The 23700-nt window shown below is 65.1% G+C and carries 24 protein-coding genes, 1 tRNA gene and 1 pseudogene; 5 read left to right on the top strand and 21 right to left on the bottom strand.

What is annotated here, in order from left to right:
* Position 1: 1 nt before the first annotated feature.
* From ACJ7IV_RS02235 to ACJ7IV_RS02215, 5 genes and pseudogenes are all read right to left on the bottom strand, one after another.
* Positions 2-385 carry a hypothetical protein gene (locus ACJ7IV_RS02235; protein WP_483866612.1) on the bottom strand — a complete coding sequence of 128 codons (384 nt, stop codon included), beginning with the start codon at positions 383-385 and terminating at the stop codon, positions 2-4.
* A gap of 261 nt (positions 386-646) precedes the next feature.
* A pseudogene (locus tag ACJ7IV_RS02230) lies at positions 647-718 on the bottom strand (prepilin-type N-terminal cleavage/methylation domain-containing protein); the annotation flags it as partial.
* Between the two features lie 35 nt (positions 719-753).
* Positions 754-1257 (bottom strand): type IV pilus modification protein PilV, encoded by a 504-nt coding sequence (pilV, locus tag ACJ7IV_RS02225; RefSeq protein WP_483865574.1) that lies wholly within the window; start codon positions 1255-1257, stop codon positions 754-756.
* A 10-nt stretch (positions 1258-1267) separates the two neighbouring features.
* Entirely contained in the window at positions 1268-1726 is a 459-nt protein-coding gene (locus ACJ7IV_RS02220; RefSeq protein WP_483866536.1) for a GspH/FimT family pseudopilin, read from the bottom strand.
* Positions 1707-2147 carry a type IV pilin protein gene (locus ACJ7IV_RS02215; protein WP_483865573.1) on the bottom strand — a complete coding sequence of 147 codons (441 nt, stop codon included), beginning with the start codon at positions 2145-2147 and terminating at the stop codon, positions 1707-1709. The genes ACJ7IV_RS02220 and ACJ7IV_RS02215 overlap by 20 nt, the downstream gene beginning before the upstream one ends.
* Before the next feature lie 303 nt (positions 2148-2450).
* Here ACJ7IV_RS02215 and ACJ7IV_RS02210 point away from each other — a divergent pair, with 303 nt between their 5' ends.
* Positions 2451-3683 carry an OmpP1/FadL family transporter gene (locus ACJ7IV_RS02210; protein WP_483865572.1) on the top strand — a complete coding sequence of 411 codons (1233 nt, stop codon included), beginning with the start codon at positions 2451-2453 and terminating at the stop codon, positions 3681-3683.
* 77 nt (positions 3684-3760) lie between these two features.
* Here the strand turns inward: ACJ7IV_RS02210 and ispH are convergent, their stop codons facing one another.
* The 13 genes from ispH to rplU form a co-directional block, all read right to left on the bottom strand.
* A complete protein-coding gene (gene ispH / locus ACJ7IV_RS02205) occupies positions 3761-4714 on the bottom strand; it encodes a 4-hydroxy-3-methylbut-2-enyl diphosphate reductase (protein WP_483865571.1) in 954 nt (317 codons plus the stop codon).
* Positions 4715-4899: 185 nt separating this feature from the next.
* On the bottom strand, positions 4900-5361 hold the full coding sequence (gene fkpB / locus ACJ7IV_RS02200; protein WP_483865570.1) for an FKBP-type peptidyl-prolyl cis-trans isomerase: 462 nt from the start codon (positions 5359-5361) through the stop codon (positions 4900-4902).
* 205 nt (positions 5362-5566) lie between these two features.
* Entirely contained in the window at positions 5567-6055 is a 489-nt protein-coding gene (gene lspA / locus ACJ7IV_RS02195; protein WP_483866535.1) for a signal peptidase II, read from the bottom strand.
* 91 nt (positions 6056-6146) lie between these two features.
* A complete protein-coding gene (ileS, locus tag ACJ7IV_RS02190; protein ID WP_483865569.1) occupies positions 6147-8984 on the bottom strand; it encodes an isoleucine--tRNA ligase in 2838 nt (945 codons plus the stop codon).
* Positions 8985-8994: 10 nt separating this feature from the next.
* The gene (ribF, locus tag ACJ7IV_RS02185; RefSeq protein ID WP_483865568.1) at positions 8995-10044 is read right to left on the bottom strand and encodes a bifunctional riboflavin kinase/FAD synthetase; all 1050 of its coding nucleotides are present in this window, start codon (positions 10042-10044) and stop codon (positions 8995-8997) included.
* A gap of 315 nt (positions 10045-10359) precedes the next feature.
* Entirely contained in the window at positions 10360-11883 is a 1524-nt protein-coding gene (murJ, locus tag ACJ7IV_RS02180; RefSeq protein ID WP_483866534.1) for a murein biosynthesis integral membrane protein MurJ, read from the bottom strand.
* A gap of 197 nt (positions 11884-12080) precedes the next feature.
* Positions 12081-12347 carry a 30S ribosomal protein S20 gene (gene rpsT, locus ACJ7IV_RS02175; RefSeq protein WP_213311981.1) on the bottom strand — a complete coding sequence of 89 codons (267 nt, stop codon included), beginning with the start codon at positions 12345-12347 and terminating at the stop codon, positions 12081-12083.
* A gap of 197 nt (positions 12348-12544) precedes the next feature.
* A complete protein-coding gene (proB, locus tag ACJ7IV_RS02170) occupies positions 12545-13684 on the bottom strand; it encodes a glutamate 5-kinase (protein ID WP_483865567.1) in 1140 nt (379 codons plus the stop codon).
* A gap of 28 nt (positions 13685-13712) precedes the next feature.
* Positions 13713-14054: a DUF5615 family PIN-like protein gene (locus ACJ7IV_RS02165; RefSeq protein ID WP_483865566.1), complete on the bottom strand. Its 342-nt coding sequence runs from the start codon at positions 14052-14054 to the stop codon at positions 13713-13715.
* Positions 14051-14275, bottom strand: coding sequence for a DUF433 domain-containing protein (locus ACJ7IV_RS02160; RefSeq protein ID WP_483865565.1), 225 nt, complete (start codon positions 14273-14275; stop codon positions 14051-14053). Before ACJ7IV_RS02160 ends, ACJ7IV_RS02165 begins: the two co-directional genes overlap by 4 nt.
* Before the next feature lie 45 nt (positions 14276-14320).
* The gene (cgtA, locus tag ACJ7IV_RS02155) at positions 14321-15508 is read right to left on the bottom strand and encodes an Obg family GTPase CgtA (RefSeq protein WP_483865564.1); all 1188 of its coding nucleotides are present in this window, start codon (positions 15506-15508) and stop codon (positions 14321-14323) included.
* Between the two features lie 86 nt (positions 15509-15594).
* Entirely contained in the window at positions 15595-15852 is a 258-nt protein-coding gene (gene rpmA, locus ACJ7IV_RS02150; RefSeq protein ID WP_161430267.1) for a 50S ribosomal protein L27, read from the bottom strand.
* 32 nt (positions 15853-15884) lie between these two features.
* Positions 15885-16196 carry a 50S ribosomal protein L21 gene (gene rplU, locus ACJ7IV_RS02145; protein ID WP_483865563.1) on the bottom strand — a complete coding sequence of 104 codons (312 nt, stop codon included), beginning with the start codon at positions 16194-16196 and terminating at the stop codon, positions 15885-15887.
* Between the two features lie 272 nt (positions 16197-16468).
* On the opposite strand from rplU, the gene ispB reads away from it, so the two are divergent.
* The 3 genes from ispB to ACJ7IV_RS02130 all read left to right on the top strand — a co-directional run bounded on the left by ispB (position 16469) and on the right by ACJ7IV_RS02130 (position 20045).
* Complete coding sequence (ispB, locus tag ACJ7IV_RS02140; protein WP_232912639.1) at positions 16469-17467, top strand: octaprenyl diphosphate synthase; 999 nt, start codon at positions 16469-16471, stop codon at positions 17465-17467.
* A gap of 83 nt (positions 17468-17550) precedes the next feature.
* Positions 17551-17627: transfer RNA gene (locus ACJ7IV_RS02135), tRNA-Pro, on the top strand.
* 528 nt (positions 17628-18155) lie between these two features.
* Positions 18156-20045: an Ig-like domain-containing protein gene (locus tag ACJ7IV_RS02130; protein WP_483865562.1), complete on the top strand. Its 1890-nt coding sequence runs from the start codon at positions 18156-18158 to the stop codon at positions 20043-20045.
* A gap of 170 nt (positions 20046-20215) precedes the next feature.
* Here the strand turns inward: ACJ7IV_RS02130 and ACJ7IV_RS02125 are convergent, their stop codons facing one another.
* The 3 genes from ACJ7IV_RS02125 to ACJ7IV_RS02115 form a co-directional block, all read right to left on the bottom strand.
* The gene (locus ACJ7IV_RS02125) at positions 20216-20668 is read right to left on the bottom strand and encodes a universal stress protein (protein ID WP_232912640.1); all 453 of its coding nucleotides are present in this window, start codon (positions 20666-20668) and stop codon (positions 20216-20218) included.
* Between the two features lie 112 nt (positions 20669-20780).
* Complete coding sequence (locus tag ACJ7IV_RS02120) at positions 20781-22259, bottom strand: SLC13 family permease (RefSeq protein WP_483865561.1); 1479 nt, start codon at positions 22257-22259, stop codon at positions 20781-20783.
* On the bottom strand, positions 22249-22479 hold the full coding sequence (locus tag ACJ7IV_RS02115; protein WP_483865560.1) for a hypothetical protein: 231 nt from the start codon (positions 22477-22479) through the stop codon (positions 22249-22251). The genes ACJ7IV_RS02120 and ACJ7IV_RS02115 overlap by 11 nt, the downstream gene beginning before the upstream one ends.
* Positions 22480-22617: 138 nt before the next feature.
* Here ACJ7IV_RS02115 and ACJ7IV_RS02110 point away from each other — a divergent pair, with 138 nt between their 5' ends.
* The gene (locus ACJ7IV_RS02110) at positions 22618-23421 is read left to right on the top strand and encodes a TlpA family protein disulfide reductase (RefSeq protein WP_483865559.1); all 804 of its coding nucleotides are present in this window, start codon (positions 22618-22620) and stop codon (positions 23419-23421) included.
* Positions 23422-23700 lie beyond the last annotated feature (279 nt).

Genomic DNA, 23700 nt, shown 5'->3' with positions numbered 1-23700 from the left:
TCTATGTCCCTGAAGCATCGCTTGCCAACCCTGAAATCTCCAGATCAAGTCGCTTCATTAACTCTTCTCGCCTGAAAGTATTTAAAACATATGTTTTTTTGCCATCAGGTGCTCCCGGGTGCATTCGATCATCCATCACAACCTCCAGCTCAATCTGAAAAGGGATGGTACTAGCAGCAGAGGAAGCAAGATCTGAGTAGTCAAGGCCAGCACGTCGATTGGTGACAGACTCTAAGCCCGACTGGATAAGCTCACCTTTGGTAGATTCGGTCGCTCCCGAAACACTATTGGTAGCAACCATCAATCCACTGAAATCTATAGAGCCATCCGGATTTTTCACAAGCCCTACATTATCCTCGACGTTGGCACTACACCAGTACTCCATCCTGATACTTTCATCCACATGAAAGTATCGGACAAGATGCAGCCTCCCCGATGAGCAATATGGGTGATCACTCCGAGAGGGCTCAAACCGAAGATACATGTCCAAGGAGGCAGACGTTGCCGAAACTCCCCATACAATCGGAGCCATCCTGATATCTCGAGATATCGAGTCGGCTATAAACCGGAGGGCTTGCTGCCTTTCTGCAAGTGCATCCATATTAGAGAAAGTTGATTTTGTTGAAACAAAAACCTGAATGCCACCTGCCACTACCAACAAGCCAAGTACCAACGCCACCATCAGTTCGACCAGAGAAAACCCTCTACACTTCCTCATCAGCCCCTCACAATACAAATAACTTCATTAACTTTTCATATCTCTTCAGGAACACCAAAAACATAAGACAGACTAGAAACACTCCCTGATTCATTCGAGAACCTGTCATCAGACCATTGGAGCCTAATCTCGTACAAGCACCCATCAGGTATGAGCACATTTTCCCTACTTAAACTTAACCAAGGAAGCTTCCACTCTTGAATGCCCATTGACGAAGGAGCCCAGTCTTCTTTCCACTCAAGAAATATTTCATCCAACCCCGTGCCAGCCGGGCATACAATCTCTCTTGCATCAGCATCGGGTTCTCCATAGTAGCTATCTGAAGCTAACAGATAACCCCAAACACGCTCAGCCATATCCTGAGCAGCCAAAGTAGCAATTGAACGCTGATACGAAACATCTGCGCTTTTCAGTGCATTCATCTGCAAGGCAGCCAGTCCCAACAAACCAAGAGCCAAAACCACGATGGCGATCAGCACCTCAAGCAGCGTAAAGCCGCACTGGGAAGACCTGGATTTGGGACTCTTGACTCTCATCATGGGGCCACCATCAATTGACACTGCCTGAGGCACTGACTTCAATCGTCTCGGTATCTTCTCCCGAGATCGCTACCCCCAACTGGCAAGGGCTCACACCACCACATGACGCCCGCCTTCCCAAGGAGTTGAAGACCACGGAATCAGGACCGCTGATACTCACGCGCCCATCACGTCCTTCACTCACTCGCAACGTGCCAATAGAACCGCTAGCATCAACACTAATCTTCCAAGGAGAAGAAGACTCGACAACAGCAGAAATATCTATCCTCCTTTTAACGGCTTCACTCCGCGCATAATTCAAAGTAGCGAGGATCTCGTTGTAGTCGGCCGCTAGGCGATTTCTTTTTACCATATCTTGGAACCCGGGAACCGCCATTGTGGCCAATACCACGGCCACAGCGATGGTAATCAGCAACTCAATAAGCGTAAATCCCTTATGCTTTTTTTTGTCACCAGCAATCGGTAGCATCGGCACCTTTATTTCCTATATGATCTAAAGTAAACACTCCACAATCGTCGTCTTTTTGCTTCGTTCCGGATGGGTCAGCCGATATCTGGTATGTGGAGACCGCAACGCTGGCGATTATGGTGTAGAAGCCTTCCTGCGAAGGCCGTGATGCTGACACACAACTCGTGCCATCCGCAGCCGAGGCATAGTTGTTGGTCACTGTATAACACCGCTCCAACTGCCCCGCTGTCTGCATCAGGCTGGACATAGCATCGGTACGCCGCGTCTTCTCCACGTAACTGGTGTAACTCGGGTAGGCGATGGAAGCCAGAATCGCGACAATGGCTACCGCAATCATCAGTTCGATGAGGGTGAAGCCGGCGGTGCGCCGGGTGCTGCCTGTGGGGCCCTGGGGCCTGCGTCGGGTGCTCGGTTGGGTCACGCCGCGCGTCTCCATGGTTCGTTACATTCGGTTTCAGTATGTATCAAGAGTGCCCGTCCGGATATGGTGGCGAGGCAAAATGCCGCCGACGGAGCGAAGGGATTGGCTTCAGTCTAGCCGCTGATGGGCAGCGACACACAGGGTTCAGCTCAGCTATGTGCGGGGAATGCTTCGGGAGAGGGCTGATTGTGTTTTCATTTTCAAAAATTAGGAATATAAAAATAACCATTAATCACTTTTAATTATAACCAGCCTCCGGTAGAAAGGGCCCCATCATTATTACCCTCCCCCGACAGGCACACCATGAACCGGAAGCACACCCTCCTGCTGCTGGCGGCGCTGGCACCCGCCCAAGCGCTGGCCACCAACGGCTACTTTTCCCACGGCTACGGCACCATCAACCAGGGCATGGCCGGCGCCGGCACCGCGCTTTCCCAGGATAGCATCGCCGCGGCCACCAACCCGGCGGGCATGGCGTTCGTCGGCGACCGTGCCGATATCGGCGCTGAGCTCTTCTCGCCTCGCCGCGAGTACTCGGTGGAGGGTGGCGGTACGCAGGGCTTCTACCTGATGCCCGGCAGCCGCGAGAGCGAGAAGGAGGCCTTCGTGATCCCAAGCGCCGGCTACAACCGCCAGGTCGGTGAGCGCCAGACCCTGGGTGTCTCGATCTTCGCCAACGGCGGCATGAACACCGAGTACAGCGGCCGCGATATGGGTACCTTCGGTGCCGGCGAGGCCGGGGTGAACTTGGAACAGTTGTTTATCGCGCCTACCTGGACGTGGAAGCTCAACGAGAACCACGCCATCGGCGTCTCGCCGGTGATCGCCTACCAGCGCTTCTCTGCCGAGGGGCTGGGAAGCTTCGCCGGCTTTTCCTCCGACCCGAGCGCTCTCACCAACAATGGCACCGACGATGCCTGGGGCTACGGCTTCCAGATCGGCTGGCAGGGCCAGCTCACCGACACGCTGCGCGGCGGCCTGAGCTGGCGCAAGGTGCTGAAGATGGAGGAGTTCGACGACTACCGCGGGCTTTTCGCCGAGCAGGGCGATTTCGATATTCCGCAGATGTTCCAGGGTGGCCTGGCGTGGTCGGGCATCGAGGATCACTGGCTGCTGCTGGACATTCAGCATATCCGCTACAGCGAGATCAATAGCGTGGGCAATCACTTCGATCCCACCACTCGCCTGGGTGAGGACGAGGGTTCCGGTTTCGGCTGGGACGACATGACGGTGGTCAAGCTGGGCTGGCAGTGGCAGCAGGATGAGCAGCAGACCTGGCGCGCCGGGGTGAGCTATGGCGAGCAGCCGATCCCCGACAGCGAGGTGCTGTTTAACATCCTCGCCCCCGGCGTGCAGCAGTGGCACGTCACTGGCGGCTTCACCCGCCAGATCGCCGATGGCCTGGAGCTCTCGGGCATGGCCTTCTATTCGCCAGAGGAGACGGTACGCGGTGAGAACCCTCTGGGGGATGGCCAGCAGATCGAGCTCAGCATGCACCAGGTGGGTGCGGCGGTGAGCCTGGGGTGGCGGTTCTAAGAGGAACGCCGCCGTCATCTGCATGACGGCGGCGTTCGCTTTACTGCCCTTCCTGCCTGCTCTCTTGCTGCTGCCCGCTATTCGCTGACGATCACTCGCTCACGCAGTTCGCGGGGCATGGAGAAGGTGATGGTCTCCTCGCGGCCGGCGAGTTCCTCGGGGACGGTGGCGCCGAGGCTCTGCAGCCGCTCGATCACGCCTTGCACCAGCACCTCGGGGGCGCTGGCACCGGCGGTGACACCGATAGCCTTCACGCCCTCGAGCCACGCCGGCTCGATCTGCTCGGCGCTGTCGATCAAGTAGGCGGGGGTGCCGACCCGCTCGGAGAGCTCACGCAGGCGGTTGGAGTTGGAGCTGTTGGGGCTGCCCACCACCAGTACCAGGTCGCTTCCCGCGGCCAGCTCGCGCACGGCGTCCTGGCGGTTCTGGGTGGCGTAGCAGATGTCATCCTTGCGCGGCCCCTGGATCTCCGGGAACTTGGCGCGCAGGGCGTCGATCACCCGGGCGGTGTCGTCCATGGAGAGGGTGGTCTGGGTGACGAAGGCGAGCTGGCTCGGGTCCTTCACCTCGAGGTTGGCCACATCCTCCTCGTCTTCCACCAGGTAGATGGCGCCGCCGTGGGAGGTGTCGTAGCGCCCCATGGTGCCCTCCACCTCGGGGTGCCCCTCGTGGCCAATCAGGATGCACTCCTGGCCGCGCTTGGCGTAGCGCAGCACTTCCATATGCACCTTGGTGACCAGCGGGCAGGTGGCGTCGAACACCTTGAGGCCGCGGCGCTCCGCCTCCTGCTGCACGGCGCGGGAGACGCCGTGGGCGGAGAAGATGACGATGACGTCGTCGGGGACCTCGTGGAGCTCCTCGACGAAGATGGCGCCGCGCTCGCGCAGGCTGTCCACCACGAAGCGATTGTGGACCACCTCGTGGCGCACGTAGATCGGCGGACCGAACACGTCCAGAGCGCCATTGACGATCTCGATGGCGCGGTCGACGCCGGCGCAGAAGCCGCGGGGGTTGGCCAGTTTGATCTGCATGGGTATCTGCCTTGATGCTTCAGGGGCATCTGCCTGAGATAAGAGGGAAAGCGCTGAGTTCCGTCGCGAGCGAAGAGAGGCTGGTCGCCGCCGGAGCACAGTCACCGGAATGTAGCCTGCTACATGAGGATGACGAGCACCGCCGGCGGCCAGGATATCGAGCGCAGCAGGAAGTCAGTGTTTTCCTAATGCGTGGTGGCGGGCTTCACGTCGATCACTTCCACTTCGAAGGTCAGGGTACGCCCCGCCAGCGGGTGGTTGAAGTCCACGTCCACCTGATTGCCCTCGATGGCGCTGATCACGCCGGGCAGCTCACCGCCGCCGGGATCGGCGAAGGACATCACGGTGCCGATCTCCAGGGGCTCCTCGCCGAAGTCATCGCGCTTGAGGCGCTGGATGTTCTGCGGGTTGTGCTGGCCGAAGGCGTGCTCCGGGGTGATCTCGAAGGTGGCGCTCTCGCCGGCGCTCATGCCCTTCATGGGGTGCTCGAAGCCGGGCGGCAGGTTGCCGTCGCCCACCTGGAAGGTGGCCGGGGCCTTGTCGCGGGTGGAGTCCACCACGGTGCCGTCTTCCAGCTTGAGGGTGAAGTGCAGGGTCACTTCCATGCCCTCGTCGATGCGGTGTTGGGGGCTATTCTGGTCGGTCATGGGTCTTGGGACTCGGTAAACAGGATTTCGGTACGGTGGCGAGGCTTTGGCAACACTGCCGGGGCGCCTTCGGCGCCATTCGCCCGGCGGAGCCGGCCTCCTACAAAAACTCGTCGTTGCCTTGGGTGCCTCGCCGGGGCGCCTGACGGCGCCATTCGCCCGATAAATCGGGCTCCTACAAATTCTCGTCGTTGCCTTGGGTGGCCTAGCCCCGGCGGCGGGCGCGGCGCTTCTCGCCGAACAGCGACTCCCAGATCAGGCCGATGGCGCCCAGGGTGATGCCGATGTCCGCCACGTTGAAGGCGGGGTAGTACCAGCCCGCCGCGTGGAAGGAGAGGAAGTCCACCACGTAGCCGTGCACCAGGCGGTCGTAGAGGTTGCCCAGCGCTCCGCCGATGATCATGGCAAGCGACGCCGCCAGCAGCGTCTCGTCGCGCTTGAGGCGACGCATCCACAGCGTCAGGCCGATGCTCGCGCCCACCGCGATGGCGGCGAAGAACCAGCGCTGCCAGCCGGGGTGACCGGCCAGGAAGCTGAAGGCCGCCCCGGTGTTGTGCAGCAGCGTCAGGTTGAAGAACGGCAGCACCTCTACCGGCCGGGCATAGGTGAGCCAGGCACTGGCGGCGTACTTGGTGGCGAGGTCCAGCGCGATCACCGCCAGCGCCAGCCACAGCCAACGTAGCGGCTGTTGCATGGGCGCTACCTCGGTGCCCTTGGCAGCGCCCTGCCCTGCGCGCTCCTTGGCTTCTTCGCCTTTATCTTCACTGCTGGCCATGCCGGGCACCTTACGCATAGCGGCGGGTTTCGCCGGGGCCATCCGGCAGGTTGCTGATGCAGCGGTTGCAGAGGTCCGGGTGCTCGGGGTGGGTACCCACCTCCTCGCGATGGTGCCAGCAGCGCTCGCACTTGTTGTTGGGGCTCTCGACCACCGCCACCTTGAGACCCTCGAGTTCGGTGGCTTCTGCCTCCGCCGGGGCCTCGGCAAGCGGCTTGAGCGTCACCTCGCTGGTAAGCATCACGAAGCGCAGCTCGTCACCCAGCTTGGCCAGGGTGGCGTGCAGGGCGTCGTCCACGTGGAGGGTGACCTCGGCGGCCAGGCTGCCCTTGATGGCCTTGGCGTTACGGGCGTCCTCCAGGCACTTGTTGACCGCCTGCTTGACCTCGAGCACCCGCTCCCAGAAGTCGCGGCCCATCTCGGCGTCGTCGGCCAGCGTGGCGAGCCCGGTGTAGTACTCCTCGAGCAGCACGCTCTCGCCGCGCTCTCCGGGGATATGCTCATGGATCTCCTCGGCGGTGAAGCTGAGGATCGGCGCCACCCAGCGCGAGAGTGCCTCCACCACGTGGTAGAGCGCGGTCTGGGCGCTGCGCCGCGCCACCGAATCGGTCTGGGTGGTGTACTGGCGATCCTTGATCACGTCCAGATAGAAGCCACCCAGCTCCCGGGCGCAGAAGCCGTGCACCTGCTGGTAGACGTCGAGGAAGCGATACTCCTCGTAGGCCTTCTCGATGCGCGCCTGCAGCTGGGCGGCGCGATCCACCACCCACTGGTCCAGGGCCAGCATCTCGTCGAACGGCAGCGCATCACGCTCCGGCGCGAAGCCGTTGAGGTTGGCGAGCAGGAAGCGCGAGGTGTTACGGATGCGGCGGTAGACATCGGCGGTACGCTTGAGGATCTCGTCAGAGACCGCCATCTCGCCGGAGTAGTCGGTGGAGGCCGCCCACAGGCGCAGGATGTCGGCGCCAAGCTTGTCCATCACCTCTTGGGGCGCCACCACGTTGCCCACCGACTTGGACATCTTGCGGCCCTGGGCATCCACGGTGAAGCCGTGGGTGAGCAGGCCGCGGTACGGCGGATAGCCGTCGATGGCGCAACCGGTCAGCAGCGAGGAGTGGAACCAGCCGCGGTGCTGGTCGGAGCCCTCCAGGTAGAGATCGGCGCGCGGGCCTGTCTCGTGGCCATGGGGGTGCGAGCCGCGCAGCACGTGGCGATGGGTGGTGCCGGAGTCAAACCACACATCCAGGGTATCGGTGACCTTCTCGTAGTCGGCCGCCTCCTCGCCCAACAGCTCCGCCGGATCGAGGCGGAACCAGGCATCGATGCCCTCGGCCTCGACGCGCTTGGCGGCCTCCTCCATCAGCTCCACGGTGCGCGGGTGCAGCTCACCGGTGGACTTGTGCAGGAAGAAGGGGATCGGCACGCCCCAGTTGCGCTGGCGCGAGATGCACCAGTCCGGGCGGTTGGCGATCATGCTGTGCAGGCGCGCCTTGCCCCAGGCTGGAGTGAATGCGGTGGCCTCGATGCCCTCCAGGGCCTGCTCGCGCAGGGTCTTGCCGTCACGGCCCTGCACATCCATACCCACGAACCACTGGGCGGTGGCGCGGTAGATCACCGGGGTCTTGTGGCGCCAGCAGTGCATGTAGCTGTGGATAATCGGCTGGTGGGCCATCAGCGCGCCCACTTCCTCGAGCTTGGCGACGATCTGCGGGTTGGCCTTCCAGATCAGCTGGCCGCCGAAGAACGGCAGGTCATCGGCGTAGACGCCGTCGCCCTGCACCGGGTTGAGCATCTCGTCGAAGCTCATGCCGTGCTCGCGGCAGGTGACGAAGTCATCCACGCCATAGGAGGGCGCGGAGTGGACGATGCCGGTGCTGCCCACCTCGCTCTCGACGTAGTCGGCGAGATACACCGGCGAGAGGCGCTCGTAGAAGGGATGGCGGAAGCGGATGCCGTCGAAGGCCGCGCCCTTGGCGGTGGCGATCACCTCGCCCTCGAGGCCATAGCGCTCCAGGCAGGACTCGACCAGCTCCTCGGCCAGCACCAGCAGGCGGCTGCCGGTGTCCACCAGGGCGTAGGTGAACTCCGGGTGCATGTTGAGCGCCTGGTTGGCGGGGATGGTCCAGGGGGTGGTGGTCCAGATCACGATCACCGCCGGCTTGGGCAGCTCGCTCAGGCCGAAGGCGGCGGCCAGGCGGTCGGAATCCTCCACCGCGAAGGCCACGTCGATGGCGTCGGACTTCTTGTCCTGGTACTCCACCTCGGCCTCGGCGAGGGCCGAGCCACAGTCGAAGCACCAGTTGACGGGCTTCAGGCCCTTGAACACGTAGCCGGCCTCGACCATGTCGGCCAGGGCACGGATCTCGCCGGCCTCGTTGGCGAAGTCCATGGAGCGGTAGGGGTTGTCCCAGTCGCCGACCACGCCCAGGCGCACGAAGTCGGTGAGCTGGCCCTGGATCTGCTCGGCGGCGTACTCGCGACACAGCTCGCGGGCGCGCTCGGGCGCCAGGTGCTTGCCGTGGGTGGTCTCCACCTTGTGCTCGATGGGCAGGCCGTGGCAGTCCCAGCCCGGCACGTAGGGGGCATCGAAGCCGGCCAGGTTCTTCGACTTGACGATGATGTCCTTGAGGATCTTGTTGACGGCGTGACCGATATGGATGCTGCCGTTGGCGTAGGGAGGGCCGTCGTGCAGCACGAACAGTTCCCGGCCCCGGCGCGCCTCGCGCAGGCGGTGGTAGAGGTCCAGCTGCTGCCACTGGGCCAGCCGCTCGGGCTCGCGCTTGGGCAGCATGCCGCGCATGGGGAAGTCGGTTTCTGGCAGGTTCAGAGTGGGCTTGTAGTCGCTCATATTCTGGGGATCAGCCGTCGTCATGGTCGGCAGGCGTACCCACCGAGGAATCGAGTGTCACGGCCTCGCGCGCCAGCGGCGCCGATGCCAGAGGAAGAGAATCGTCATTAATGAAGGTGGGGCGCTGCAAAGCATGCTGGGCAAAGTAGCCACGAGCCCGCTCGAGGTCGAGACCGATCTGCTGTTTCAAGGCCGCGAAGTCATCGAACTTCACCTCGCCACGCAGCTTGGCGCAGGGAAACACCGCAAGGCGTTCGCCGTAGAGCTCGCCATCGAAGTCGAACAGGTGTACCTCGAGCACCGGGCGCGTGCTGCCCACGGTGGGGCGCCAGCCGATATTGGCCACGCCGGGCAGGCGGCGCCCGTCGGGCAGCTCGCTCACCACCGCATAGACCCCCTGCAGCGCCAGAGAGCGCACCGGCTGCGGCAGGTTGGCGGTGGGCACGCCGATGGTACGGCCCAGCTGCTGGTCGGGCACCACTCGTCCGCCCAGGCGATAGGGGCGACCCAGCAGGGCGGCGGCGGCGGCGAAGTTGCCGCTGGCCAGCAGGGTGCGGATACGGCTGCTGGAGACCCGCTCATCGTCGACGGTAAAGGTGCGGGTGTGCTCCACGCCGAAGCCGTTGGCCTCGCCCACCGCGGTGAGCAGGTGGAAGTCGCCGCGGCGGTCGCAACCGAAGCGGAAGTCGTCGCCTACCACCAGATGGCGCACGCCCAGCCCGTCGATCAGTACGCGCTCGATGAAGGCCTCGGCGGTCAGGCTGCGCAGGGCGTCGTTGAAGGGCAGGCAGAGCACCCGCTCGACCCCCGCCTCGCCCAGCAGGCGCACCTTGTCACGCAGGCGGGTGAGCCGCGGCGGGGCCTGCTCGCCGGCGAAGAACTCCCGGGGCTGGGGCTCGAACACCACCACCACCACCGGCAGATCGAGGCGGCGGGCCTGTTCGCGACACTGCTCGAGGATCGCCTGATGGCCGCGATGCACGCCATCGAAGTTGCCGATGGTGGCCACGCAGCCGCGGTGCTCGTCGCGCAGGTTGTGCAGTCCTCGAATCACTTGCATGGCGTGGTGGAGCCCCGCTCGGCGTCGAATGGTGGTCAAAGCGTCGATTATACCGGACAGCCGGCCCCTTGACAGCCGGGGCGGGCCACTGCATGCCATCTTGCTCGGGACTGATCTGGCGACAGGCATTCGAGGAGGCGCTGTAAATACATCCCTGTACGCTACCTCGGCCCTGCAGCGCTCTCGCGTCCCGCTCCGCTTGCAGTTCCGGTGCTGGCCATCCTTGGCCAGCCCGTTCGGAGCGTTGCTCCTCACCCCTGGTCCTCGGACCTCCTCTTCAGCCTATCCCCAGCGCCCCTCGCCAGACGGTAGCGATCAGCTGTTCATCCGGAAGTGCCGCAGGCGCACGCCGGTGGCGGCCAGCCAGGCGAAGTAGAGCGTCGCACCTCCAACCACCAGGGCGGCCAGCCAGGCGACGCGCTGCCAGATGCCCCAGCCGAGCCACGCCTGCCAGTCGGGCGCGGCCCAGGCCAGGCCCAACCCCATCACCGCGCAGCCGCCCAGCAGCTGCACCGCGTAGCGCCCCCAGCCGGGCTGGAACACCAGCACGCCCTGCTTGCGCAGCAGCCAGCCCAGCAGGCCGGCGTTCATGAAGGCCGAGAGCGCGGTGGCCAAAGCCAGGCCGGCGTGGGCCAGGGGCCAGACCAGGATCAGGTTGAAGACCATGTTGGCGACCATGGCGATGATGCCCACCTTCACCGGCGTCTTGGTGTCCTGGCGGGCGAAGAAGCCCGGCGCCAGCACCTTGATCAGCATGAAGGCCACCAACCCAAGCGAGTACGCGCGAAGACTCATCGCCGCCATGGCGATGTCACGCTCGGTCATGGCGCCATAGTGGAACAGCGAGATCAGCAGCGGCTCGGCGAGTACCGCCAGGGCCAGGGCCGCGGGCAGGCCGAGCAGCAGCACGGCGCGGATTGCCCAATCGAGCATGGCGCTGAAGTGCTCGCCGGACTGCGCGGCGTGACGCTTGGAGAGCGCCGGCAGGATCACGGTGCCGATGGCGATGCCGAAGACCCCAAGCGGCAGCTCCACCAGGCGGTCGGAGTAGTAGAGCCAGGAGACGCTGCCGGCGGTCAGCAGCGAGGCGAGCACGGTATCGAGGAGCAGGTTGATCTGGGACACCGAGACGCCGAACAGCGCCGGCACCATCAGTACCATGATCCGCTTGACGCCGGGGTGGGCGAAGCTCGGCCAGGGCCGCGGCGCCAGCCCCAGGCGCATCAGGAAAGGCACCTGGAAAGCGAGCTGGGCACCGCCGGCGATCAGCACGCCCCAGGCCAGGGCCATGGCCGGCTCCTCGAACAGCGGTGTCAGCAGCAGCGCCGCGCCGATCAACGAGAGGTTGAGCAGCACCGGGGTGAAGGCCGGCACCGCGAAGCGATTCCAGGTATTGAGCACGCTGCCGGCAAACGCCGTCAGCGAGATCAGCAGCAGGTAGGGGAAGGTCAGCCGCAGCATGTCGGCGGTGAGCGCGAGCTTGGCCGGATCGCGGCCGAAGCCGGGGGCGAACACCCACACCAGCCAGGGAGCGGCGAACATGGCCACCGCGGTGAGCAGGAAGAGCACCGCAGCGAGGCTGCCGGAGACGGCATCGAGCAGCTCGCGCACCTCGCGCCGGCTGCCGCGGGTGGCGTACTCCGAGAGCACCGGCACGAAGGCCTGGTTGAAGGCGCCCTCGGCGAACAGCCGGCGCATGAAGTTGGGGACCTTGAAGGCGACGAAGAAGGCATCGGCGCCCTGCCCCGCGCCGAACAGCGCGGCGATCACCACGTCGCGGGCCAGGCCCATCACCCGCGAGAGCATGGTCATCACGCTGACCACCAGGCCAGAGCGCATCAGCCCACCCCCCTTGGGGGCCACCACCTTGTCGTTCTCGTCCACCGGCGCCGGTGGCGACTGTTCGCGATCCGTCACGTCCGTTCCTCGGCTTTTCATCCGCCCCATGAATGGCAGCCACAAAAAAACCGGCCGCAGCCGGTTTTTATCACGAAGCGCGCGCCACGCAGGCCGCGCCTCGATGGCATCGGACCGGCTTAGGCAGCCAGGGCCTTAATGCGCTTGTTCAGGCGGCTCTTCATGCGTGCGGCACGCTTCTTGGAGAGCACGTCCTTGTCGGCGATGCGGTCGATGACCGGCTGCGCCTTCTGGAAGGCTGCCATCGCCTCGGCGTGATCACCACCGTTGATGGCCTTGATGACGCGCTTGATGTAGGTGCGGACCATGCTGCGCTGGCTGGCCTTCAGGACACGACGACCTTCGGCCTGACGGGCGCGCTTGCGAGCTTGCTTGCTGTTTGCCACTTGCTGTCTCCTTGGAGATTCATTGCCGCCCGTGTGGTGACGGCTTCATAACGTATTGATCCGGCAGGAAAGTAAAAGCCTTCCCGCCGGCTTGGCCATCTGGCCGATCGCCGAAGATCGGCGATCGTTCACGGGCCGTGTCTGAGAGGATGGCGTATCCTAGCACAGCCCGTGACCCGCTTGCCATAGCGTCTCGCCTAGAGCACCACCAGGTTGTCGCGATGGATCAGCTCCGGGGCCTCCATGTAGCCGAGGAGCGCCTCGATCTGATGACTGGGCTGGCCGAGGATGCGCAGCGCATCGTCGATGCCGTAGTTGACCAGCCCCTTGGCCACCCGCTCGCCGGCCTCGTCGACGCAGAGCACCATGTCGCCGCGACGGAACGCACCGGAAGCGGCCTTCACCCCCACCGGCAGCAGGCTCGAGCCGCTGCCACGCAGCACCTTTACCGCCCCGGCATCCAGGGTCAGGGTGCCGCGCACCTGCAGCTGGCCGGCGAGCCAGCGCTTGCGCGCCGCGATGGGCGCCTGGTCAGGGTAGAGCAGGGTGCCCAGTCGCTCGCCGGCCATCAGCCGCGCGAGCACCTCGGTCTGGCGACCACCGGCGATGGCGGTAACGGCCCCCGAGCGCGCCGCCAGCCGCGCGGCGCGAATCTTGGTGGCCATACCGCCGCGACCCAGGGCACCACTGCCGCCGGCCACCGCCGCCAGCGCCGGGTCGTCGGCGCGCCCTTCGCCGATCAGCCGCGCCTCGGGGTTGCCGCGCGGATCGGCGTCGAACAGCCCCTCCTGGTCGGTGAGGATCACCAGGGCATCGGCCTCCAGCAGGTTGGCCACCAGGGCGCCCAGGGTATCGTTGTCACCGAAGCGGATCTCGTCGGTGACCACGGTGTCGTTCTCGTTGATCACCGGCACCACCCGCAGGCCCACCAGGGTGCGCAGCGCCGAGCGCGCATTGAGGTAGCGCTTGCGGTTGGAGAGGTCGTCGTGGGTCAGCAGCACCTGGGCGGTCAGCAGGCCGTGGCGGGCGAAGTGGCCCTCGTAGCACTCGGTGAGGCCGTTCTGGCCCACCGCCGCGGCCGCCTGCAGCTCGTGCACCGCCGAGGGGCGCGCCTGCCAGCCGAGGCGCACCATGCCCGCGGCCACCGCTCCGGAGGAGACCAGCACCACCTCGATGCCGCTCTTGTGCAGCGCGGCGATCTGATCCACCCAACCGCCGATCGCCGCCTCGTCGAGGCCGCGACCGTCGTTGGTCAGCAGCGCGCTGCCGATCTTCACCACCACCCGGCGGGCGCCGATCAGCGCCTCGCGGCCGGGATTCATAACCCCTTCCGTCATGTGAGTTCCTGAAGTTACGTAGGAGTGACTATTGCCGATCACTCAGTTCCACCAGACACTCTCCCTTGTCCAGCAGCTTCAGAGCTGTGGGCAGCAAGCGCTGCAGCACGTCGCGCATCCGGGCATTGGTCGTGTTCCCCATGGTGACCCAGATGACACGCGGCGGCGGCCCGTGGCGCTCGAGCAGATCGGGGAAATCCCGATCCTTGGTGAGTACCACTGCGTCCGCCTGCCTGGCCGCCGCGAAGATCTCCTCATCCGACGCATCGCGGTATCCCAGCCACCGGGCCGAGTAGGCCTCTAAGCCAAGCTGCTCCGTGATCCAGGGCGCCAGATGGGGAGAGAGCTGTGCATCAACCCAGAGGATCATGCCGCCAGGACGGGGTGATCGAGACGACGCGCGGCGAACTGAAGGCACGCCAGGATATCTTCCTGCTCCAGGTCCGGCAGCTCGTCGAGCACCTCCTGAGCGGTCAACCCCTGCGCCAGCAGGTCGAGCACATCAACCACCCGGATACGCATGCCACGAACGCAGGGTCTGCCACCACACTGCGCGGGGTCGATCGTGATACGGCGCAACATGTCACTCATCCGACACCTCCTCTCGAACCGCCACCTGTCCCTCAGTCTACTTCATCACGGCGCGTATTCGACCTCGACGTCGTAGTCGTCGTCATCGAAGTCGTCATCATCCTCGTCGGCCGTCCTGCGCTTGCGACCCAGCCGCGCCTCGGTGCGGGCCACCGCCTCGTCTTCCATGCGTGCGCGCATCTCGCGGGCACGCTCGGCGGCCTCCTCGTCCTCGTTCTCGAGCTGGCGCTGCTCGGTCAGCCAGCGGTAGGCGGCCTGCACCAGGGCATCGGTGCCGTCGGCGGAGATCGCCGAGATGCGGAACACCGGCCCATCCCAGGCCAGGCGACGCACGATCTCGTCGGCGCGCGCCTCGCGCTCCTCCTCGGGCAGCAGGTCGAGCTTGTTGAGCACCAGCCAGCGCGGCAGCTCGGCCAGGGCCGGCGAGAACTCGCCAAGCTCGTGGATGATCGCCTCGGCGGCCTCCACCGGGTCGGACTCATCGAAGGGCGCCACATCCACCACGTGGAACAGCAGTCGGGTCCGGGTCAGGTGCTTGAGGAAGCGCAGCCCCAGGCCGGCGCCGTCCGAGGCCCCCTCGATCAGCCCCGGCACGTCGGCCATCACGAAGTGCTCGTGCATGCCGAGCTTCACCACCCCCAGGTTGGGCACCAGGGTGGTGAAGGGGTAGTTGGCCACCTTGGGCTTGGCCGCGGAGACGGCGCGGATCAGCGTCGACTTGCCGGCATTGGGCATGCCCAGCAGACCCACGTCGGCCATCACCTTCATCTCCAGGCGCAGGTTGCGACGCTCGCCCTCGGTGCCCGGCGTGGTCCGCCGCGGCGCGCGGTTGGTGGAGGACTTGAAGTGAATGTTGCCGAGCCCGCGGCGGCCGCCCTGGGCCACCAGCACCACCTGGCCGATCTCGGTGACGTCGGCGATCACCTCGAGGGTGTCCTCGTCGATCACCGTGGTCCCCACCGGCACCTTGACGTGCAGGTCCTCACCGGCCCGACCGCTCATCTGCCGACCCATGCCGGGCTGACCGTTCTGGGCCTTGTAGAAGCGCTGGTACTTGAAGTCGATGAGGGTGTTGAGGGAGTCGTCACCGATCAGGTAGACGCTGCCACCATGGCCACCGTCGCCACCATCGGGACCACCCTTGGGCACGTACTTCTCGCGGCGGAAACTGAGGCAGCCATTGCCCCCCTTGCCGGCCTCCACGATGATCGAGGATTCGTCGACGAACTGCATCTGTCACTCTCCAGACGGCAATATGCCGTCATGATACAAGAAGGCCCCGCCGTGGCGGGGCCTTCTCGCGGCAAGCATCAGGCGTCTCAGGCAGAGACGACGCTGACGAACTTGCGGTTCTTCGGACCCTTGGTCTCGAACTTGACCACGCCCTCGTCCAGTGCGAACAGGGTGTGGTCACGGCCGATACCGACGCCGGTGCCGGCGTGGAACTTGGTGCCGCGCTGGCGAACGATGATGTTGCCGGCGTTCACGGCCTGGCCACCGAAGAGCTTGACGCCAAGGCGCTTGGATTCGGAATCGCGACCGTTACGGGTAGAGCCCGCTGCCTTCTTATGTGCCATGGAATAAACCTCCGTTCAGGGGGATGGACCGCTTAGGCGGAGATCCCGGTGATCTTGACTTCAGTGAACCACTGGCGGTGGCCCTGACGCTTCATGTGGTGTTTGCGGCGACGGAACTTGATGATGGTCACCTTGTCGCCACGGCCGTGGGAGACGACCTCGGCTGAGACCTTGGCACCCTCAACCAGCGGCGCGCCGACCTTGACCTCGTCCTCGCTGCCGACCAGCAGCACTTCTTCGAAGTCGATGGACTCGCCGGTGGGGACTTCGATCTTCTCGAGCTTCAGGGTCTGGCCTTCCTGAACGCGGTACTGCTTGCCACCGCTCTTGATAACTGCGTACATGCTTCTCTCTCCAGGACTCATCGGGTTGGGCTCTTCGTCGGCCTGCTTCGAGTGGCGCCCCTTTTGGCAGCCATCTGACAGGGAGCGAGATGAGTGGGTCGCGAATTATAACGACAGGCGACGCCCCAGACAACCCGCGAAACACGCCGTTCGTCCCGCCGCCCGGCAGCGCGCCTTGACGCCCCCGAGGGGGCCCCATAGCATGGCCGGCAATCCATGGCCAGAGGGGGCCACCTCGCCCCGGCCCCCAACCGACCGTCGATATCGCCTCCATGCCCACCCACGCTCCAGTTTCCGACACCGCCGCACCCTCCCCGATCCACGCCGCCGTGGCCGAGGACTTTGCCGCCGTCAATCGCACCATCATGGCCCAGCTCGGCTCGCGCATCCCGCTGGTCGAGACCATCGGTCAGTACATCATCGCCAGCGGTGGCAAGCGGCTGCGCCCGCTGCTGGTTCTGCTGGCCGCCCGGGCGCTGGGCTATCAGGGCGACCGCCACGTGACGCTGGCCACCCTGATCGAGTTCATGCACACCTCCACCCTGCTGCATGACGATGTAGTGGATGAGTCTCACCTGCGGCGCGGCAAGGCCACCGCCAACGACGCCTGGGGCAATGCTCCCTCGGTGCTGGTCGGCGACTTCCTCTACTCGCGCTCCTTCCAGATGATGGTCGAGGTGGGCTCCATGCGGATCATGGACGTGCTCTCCTCCGCCACCTGCGTGATCGCCGAGGGCGAGGTGCAGCAGCTCACCAACGTCGGCAACCCGGACATCGACGAGGCCGCCTACTTCGAGACCATCCAGGGCAAGACCGCCATGCTCTTCGAGGCGGCCAGCCATAGCGGCGCCATCCTCGCCGAGGCCACCCCGGAACAGGAGGCCGCGCTGCAGCACTACGGCCGCTACCTGGGCCTGGCCTTCCAGCTGATCGACGACCTGCTCGACTACCAGGGCGATGCCGAGGCAATGGGCAAGAATGTCGGCGACGACCTGGCCGAGGGCAAGCCCACCCTGCCGCTGATCCAGGCCATGGCCAAGGGCACCCCGGCGCAAGCCAAGGTGATCCGCCAGGCGATCCGCCAGGGTGGCCTCGACCACCTGCAGGAGGTGCTGGAGATCATCGACGCCACCGGCGCCCTGGAGTACACCCGCAGCCGCGCCGTGGAGATGGCCGACCTGGCCCTGGCCCAGCTCGAGAAGCTGCCGGCAAGCCCCTACCGCGACAGCATGGCCGAACTGGCCCACCTGGCGGTGGATCGCCAGGCGTGAAAACGCTCCGGCGGGGTTGCATTCCGCCGGCATTTGCGTAAACTACGCTGCGTCGATGAGGCCGAGCCCTCGAGAATCGACATCGGAGTATAGCTCAGCTTGGTAGAGCGCTGCCTTCGGGAGGCAGAGGTCGTAGGTTCGAATCCTGCTACTCCGACCAAGAATTCCAGCAAAAACGGCCACTTAGCGAATTATCGCGGTGGCCGTTTTTCGTTTTGTTGCAAATCGGCTCGTTCGCCGATTTGCTACCCTTACCACACACCGGGCGACAGGCGAACAAGAAAGCCTGCCTTCGCGCCAAAACACTCAAACCGCACACCCGGCCGCATTGCAGTCATCAAGCTTGTCATCTGGGCGGCGAGCGCCCTGCTCGCCGAGTCGGGACGCCGGCGCCGCCCCCCCTTGGTTGCGCGCCAGACTTTCCCACACGATCTTGCGCACTCCATCGAGGCCCAATAAGAGGCGAAACGTTGGAGCCCCCGTCACGGCGCTAAAAACAACGACAAAGACAGCCAAGCTGCCTTGATGAGGTCGAATCCGGTGCTACAGTTAACCTGAGCTGAATCACGAATATATTTTCGTGTCAAGGCTAAGGGGAATAAGAATATCAACGATTCTAACACCCCGCCCAAGCCATTCCATAGGCACAACCCAGCAGGGGGGGGGAGTAGTCATGGCTAGGTCACTAATGTTCACGATCGATGACTTCATCGACGTTCTCGTCGAAGAAGACGATTTCGACGGAGACGGCGACACCGAGCTAAGGTTCACGCTGACTGTCGATGAAAGCGAGGGCTATACGGCGGATATCCGGGGCCTATTCTGGGACGTCAGGGATGAATCCATGCTGGGAGACCTTGTGGCCAGCGGCGACGATGTCACCGACAGCCGGTTCGAGGCAAATAAAGTAGAGGGTCTCGGCAACGGCGCAAACATGATCGGCGCCGCCACCCGAGGTAAAGACGACCAGCGATTCGATGCCGGGGTCGAGATCGGCACCGAGGGCGCCTCTGCCGACGACATCCAGACCACGACGTTCATCGTCGAAGGTCTGACGTTGGACGACATCAGCGACCAGCGCTTCGGCGTGCGCCTGACCAGCGTCGGCGAGATCGACGGCGAGCGCGAGGGGTCACTCAAGCTCACTGGCGTAGCAGCATATGCGCCAAGCGCGCCGGACGCGGTCGATGACGATTTCACACTCGATGAGGACACCCTCATCACCGGCAACGTCCTGGCCAACGACACGGACGGTGACGGCGATACGCTGACGGTGACCGACTTCACCATCGTGGATGGGGCAGGCATCGCCGACGACTCGCTGATGGTGAATGCGGACGGCAGCTTCAGCTTCGAGCCGGTGACGAGCTTCACAGGCGACGTGACGTTCACCTATGAGGTCTCGGACGGCAATGGCGGCACCGACTCGGCCACTGCCACCGTCACCATCGAGGAGGTCACGGGGATCACCAAGGACCTCGGCGAGGTGCCGCTGGACATCGTTCTAGCGTTCGATCTGTCGGGCTCGTTCCGGGACGACCTGAACTATATCAAGGGCTCGGACCCGGGTGACTTCTTCCCCACCCTCGACTCCGCGATCGATCCAACCGGCTCGGGCGACGTAAAATTCGCCGTGACGAGCTACATCGACTACCCCTTCTCCTCCTACGGGAGTTACAGCGACTTCATCTACAACGCGAATCAGGACCTGACGGCGACCGACGCCGATGTGATGACGGCCATCGATGGTCTGACCATCGGCAGCGGCGGCGACGGGCCAGAGGCGCAACTGGTCGCGTTGCAGCAGGTCGGCCTCGGTAACGGGCTGACCTACACCGAGGGCTCCGAGCGCTTCGTGGTCCTGTCGACCGACGCCTATTACCACCTAGCAGGCGACTTCGGCGAGGGCGGGCTGAACGACAACGATACCGATCTCGCCGACGGCTTGGGACCCAATGGCGTTGAGGACTACCCCACGGTCGAACAGGTGGCCGAAGCGCTTGCTTCGAACGGGGTGACCCCGATCTTCGCGGTGACGGCCTGGATGATACCCCAATACCAGACCCTGCTGGATGCGCTTAACGAGGTCGACCCAAGCATCGGCGGGTCGGTCGTCGAGCTCGCGAGCGACAGCTCGAACCTCACCGATGCTATCACTGAAGGCCTGTTTCAGGACCTCGACGGCACCGCCGGCAGAGATACGCTGACCGGCAACAGCCTGCGCAACACGATCGACGGCGGCGACCGAGCCGACATCATCGACGGCCAGGGCGGCGACGACCGGCTGATCGGCGGCAACGGCAATGACATCCTGACTGGCGATGACGGGGCCGACACCTTCGTGTTCGAGAACGATGCGCACTTCAGGGGCACGGACACGGTCACGGACTACCAAGTCGGCACCGACATGCTGGAGCTATCGGGCTTCGGTGCGATCGGCTTTGGAGACCTCACGATCACTGACGTGGATGGTGATGCCCACATCGCCGTTGGCGACGATGAGGACGCCCCGATCGCAATTCTCGAGGGCGTAGCCGCCGCAGATCTGAGTGCCAGCGACTTCATCCTGGTTGCCTGAGTCAGGCATCAACACCTTGACGGGGAGCGCTATAGCGCTCCCCGTATTTATGAGGCTCATCGCATAAGGATATCGTAACCGTGCCAAGGCACTCGGTGCCCCACACCCTGGGCGAAGCGCCCCACAAACCAGCATCGACGTAGCCCAAGGTGCCGAGACCTCGGCAACGCTCAGGTAACTGTGATCACGCTACAGCTGGCGGTGTGGCTGACCTTGTGGGAGACGCTGCCGAACATCATCCCACGCACGTCGCTGAGACCGCGGCTGCCCATCACGATGACATCGGCGGTGACCTTCTCGGCCTCCTCGTTGATCAACTCGGCCGGGCGCCCCTGGCGCACGCTCTCCTCCACCTCCAGTCCGCTCAGGTCGACCGCGTCACGCGCCTGCTCGATCACCTTGTGGGCTTCCTCCTTCATGCCCGCGGCCAGCTTCTCACGCTCCGCCTCGGAGAACGGCTCGGCGGTGCCACCGGTGAACAGCCCGATATTGTCCGGCGGAAACTCCGCCACGGTCATCAGGTGCAGCTTCGCCGTCCCGCCACGCGCCAGGGAGGCGGCGACATTCAGCGCCTTGATGGCGTGCTCGGAACCGTCGAGGGGCACCAGAATGGTCTTGAACATGAGAAGTCTCCTGCAGTGGCGGAAAGAACCGGGGGCGGTGACTCCCCCTCTCTCTTCAGCATAGTGCCCGAGCGCCGCTTCGCCTTGTCCTGCGTCAAACCAGGGGCCTGGGTCACGCCGCCCAGCCGAAGCCGAGCAGCGGCATCGCCAGGGCAAACACCACCGCCACGATCACCACCAGCGCCGCCAGGCTGACCAGTGCCCCGGCGCGCACCATCTCCGCCACGCTGAGCTGGCCACTGGCGAAGACCACGGCATTGGGCGGGGTGGCCACCGGCAGCATGAAGGCGCAGCTCGCCGCCATGGCCACCGGCACCGAGAGCAGCAGCGGGCTGTGGCCTAGGCTGACCGTCAGCGAGGCGGTGAGCGGCAGGATGGCGGCGGCCGTCGCGGTGTTGCTGGTCATATGGCTCATCGCCATCACCACCAGCGCCACCATGGCCACCAGCCCCCAGGTCGGCCAGCTTCCGAACACGGCCAGGCCCTCGGCGACTGCCGCGGCCAGGCCGCTGGACTCGATGGCGGTCCCCAGGCTCAGCCCGCCGCCCACCATGATCAGCACGCCCCACGGCAGGTTGGCCGCGGCATCCCAGTCCATCAGGAACTGACGCTGGCGCCAGCGTGCCGGCACCACGAACAGCAGCACGGCGGCGGTGACCGCGATGCCGGCGTCACTGAGCGGCACCTCCAGCCAGGCCTCGAGCAGCGGGCGAAACACCCAGGCCAGGGCGACCAGGGCGAAGATGGCCGCCACGCGCCGCTCCGGCCGGGTCATCCGCCCCAGGTCGCGGGCCTGCTCCTCGAGCATGGCGGCGACCCCGGGCAGCTCGCTGCGCCCCACCGGGTAGATCCAGCGGGTGAGCAGCCACCAGGCCAGCGCCAGCAGCAGCAGCGCGGGAGGCAGCGCCACCGCCATCCACTGGGCGAAGCCGATCTGGATGCCGTAGCTGTCGGCCATGAAGCCGGCCAGCAGGGCATTGGGCGGAGTGCCGATCAGGGTCCCCATGCCGCCGATATTGGCGCCCAGGGCGATCCCCAGCAGCAGCGTCAACGCCATATGATGGCTGCCACCCTCGCCACCGCGCTGCTTGAGCATCTCCAGCACCGAGAGGCCGATGGGCACCATCAGCGCCGCGGTGGCGGTGTTGCTCACCCACATGCTCAACGCGGCGGTGGCGGCCATGAAGCCGGCCACCAGGTGATCGGGGCGGCGCCCCGCCACGCGCAACACCAGCATGGCGATGCGCCGATGCAGCCCCCAGCGCTGGATCGCCTCGGCCAGCAGGAAACCACCCAGGAAGAGAAATATCAGCGGGTTGGCGTAGGGGGCGGCGACGTCCTCGATGGGCGCCACCTCGAGCAGCGGCAGCAGCACCAGCGGCAGCAGCGCCGTCACCGCGATGGGCACCGGCTCGAGCACCCACCACACGGCCATCCAGGCGGTCAGCGCCACCACCCGCCAGGCCGGCTCGGACAGCCCCTCCGGGGCACCCAGCATCAGCAGCAGCCCCGCCAGCAGAGGCCCCAGCAGCAGGCCGAGCGGCACCTTGAGCCTCGACAGCCGGGACTCCTGCTGCGACTCAGTCGTCATCACCGAGGCCCCGGAGCCGCGCCTTGCGTGCCCGGTTACGCCGATACAGCCGCACCAGAGCGATCCACAACGCCGCCACCACCATGGCGGTCAGGGTCCAGCCCTGCCAGGGACGCGCGGCGTCGCCCATCACGGTCTCCAGGGTGATAATCAGGATGAAGCCCAGCGCCTGGCTGGCAATGGCCAGGGCACGCAGGGTGTCGAAGGCGGACTTGGCCATGGCGGCTCCCGGTAACGGATGCTTCGGATGACAGTCCCGTCCGCCGGCAGTAGGCTTGGCGAAGTCCGGGATCGGCTGCGCCACAGTGTAACCGCTCGTCACTCGCTCGCCGACCCTGCCCTCAAGGAGTCACGCCCCATGGATGCCATCGCCCTCGGCCCCGTCCTGCTCTCGCTGCCGCGCCTCTACGCCTTCGCCGCCGCCCTGCTGCTGCTGGGTGCCAGCGCCTGGCTGCTCGGCCTACCGCGGCGCATCCACGCCCGCTGGTTCAATGGCCTGCTGCTGGCCTGGCTGATCGGCGCCAGGGTCGGCCATGTGGCCCTGCACCTGGACGCCTATGCCGCCGCCCCGCTGGACGCCCTCAAGCTGTGGCAGCCGGGCTATCACGGGCTGTGGGGACTGATGGCCGGGCTGATCTGGACCGGCTGGGCGCTGCGCGAGCACCTCGGCCGGCTGGTGGGGGCCATGGCCATGCTGGTGGTGGTCTCGGCACTGTGGCTGGCCACCGTCACCCTGGCACCCTTCGGCGGCGGCATGGCGCTCAAGCAACTGCCCGACATCGCCCTGGAGGACCTCGACGGCAACACGGTCAACCTGCGTGAGCTCGAGGGCGAACGGGTGGTGCTCAACCTGTGGGCCACCTGGTGTCCGCCCTGCCTGCGCGAGATGCCGCTGCTGGCCGAGGCCGATGCCCGGGAGGACGTCACCGTGGTAGTGGCCAACCAGGGCGAGTCGCTGCTGCAGGTGGTGCGCTACCTGGACGACCAGGAACTCGACTTCCACTACGCCCTGCTCGATCCGCACCAGGAGCTGATGGTGCTCAGCAAATCACCGGGGCTCCCCACCACGGTGCTGTTCGATGCTGGAGGCCGCGCCGTGGAGCGCCATGTCGGCGAACTCACCCGCGCCCAGCTGGATAGCTGGCTGGGCCGGGAGAAGTAGCAGGGCTATCACGGCTAATCATCCGGCAATAGCGAAAGGCGCCGGGGACAGGTCGAAGAGGGGGCCCTATGCCAGGGATGGCATCGGTAGCGCCCAAGGAGGGGTTCACAGCGCCCCCTCGCAGACCTGTCGCCGGGAAAGCCTTGAGCTGCGGATAGCCCTGCGAGGTAGTCCCACGCTTAAGCCGCGACGGGCTTTGCTGTAAGATACCGCGCCCTGTCCCCGAGCCGCCCCTTTCCAGCGGCCGTGAGCGCACCCTGTTACAGCATCCTCGAGGCA

Source organism: Halomonas sp. C10-5 (assembly GCF_057169305.1).
This window is presented reverse-complemented; position numbering and strand designations above follow the sequence as displayed.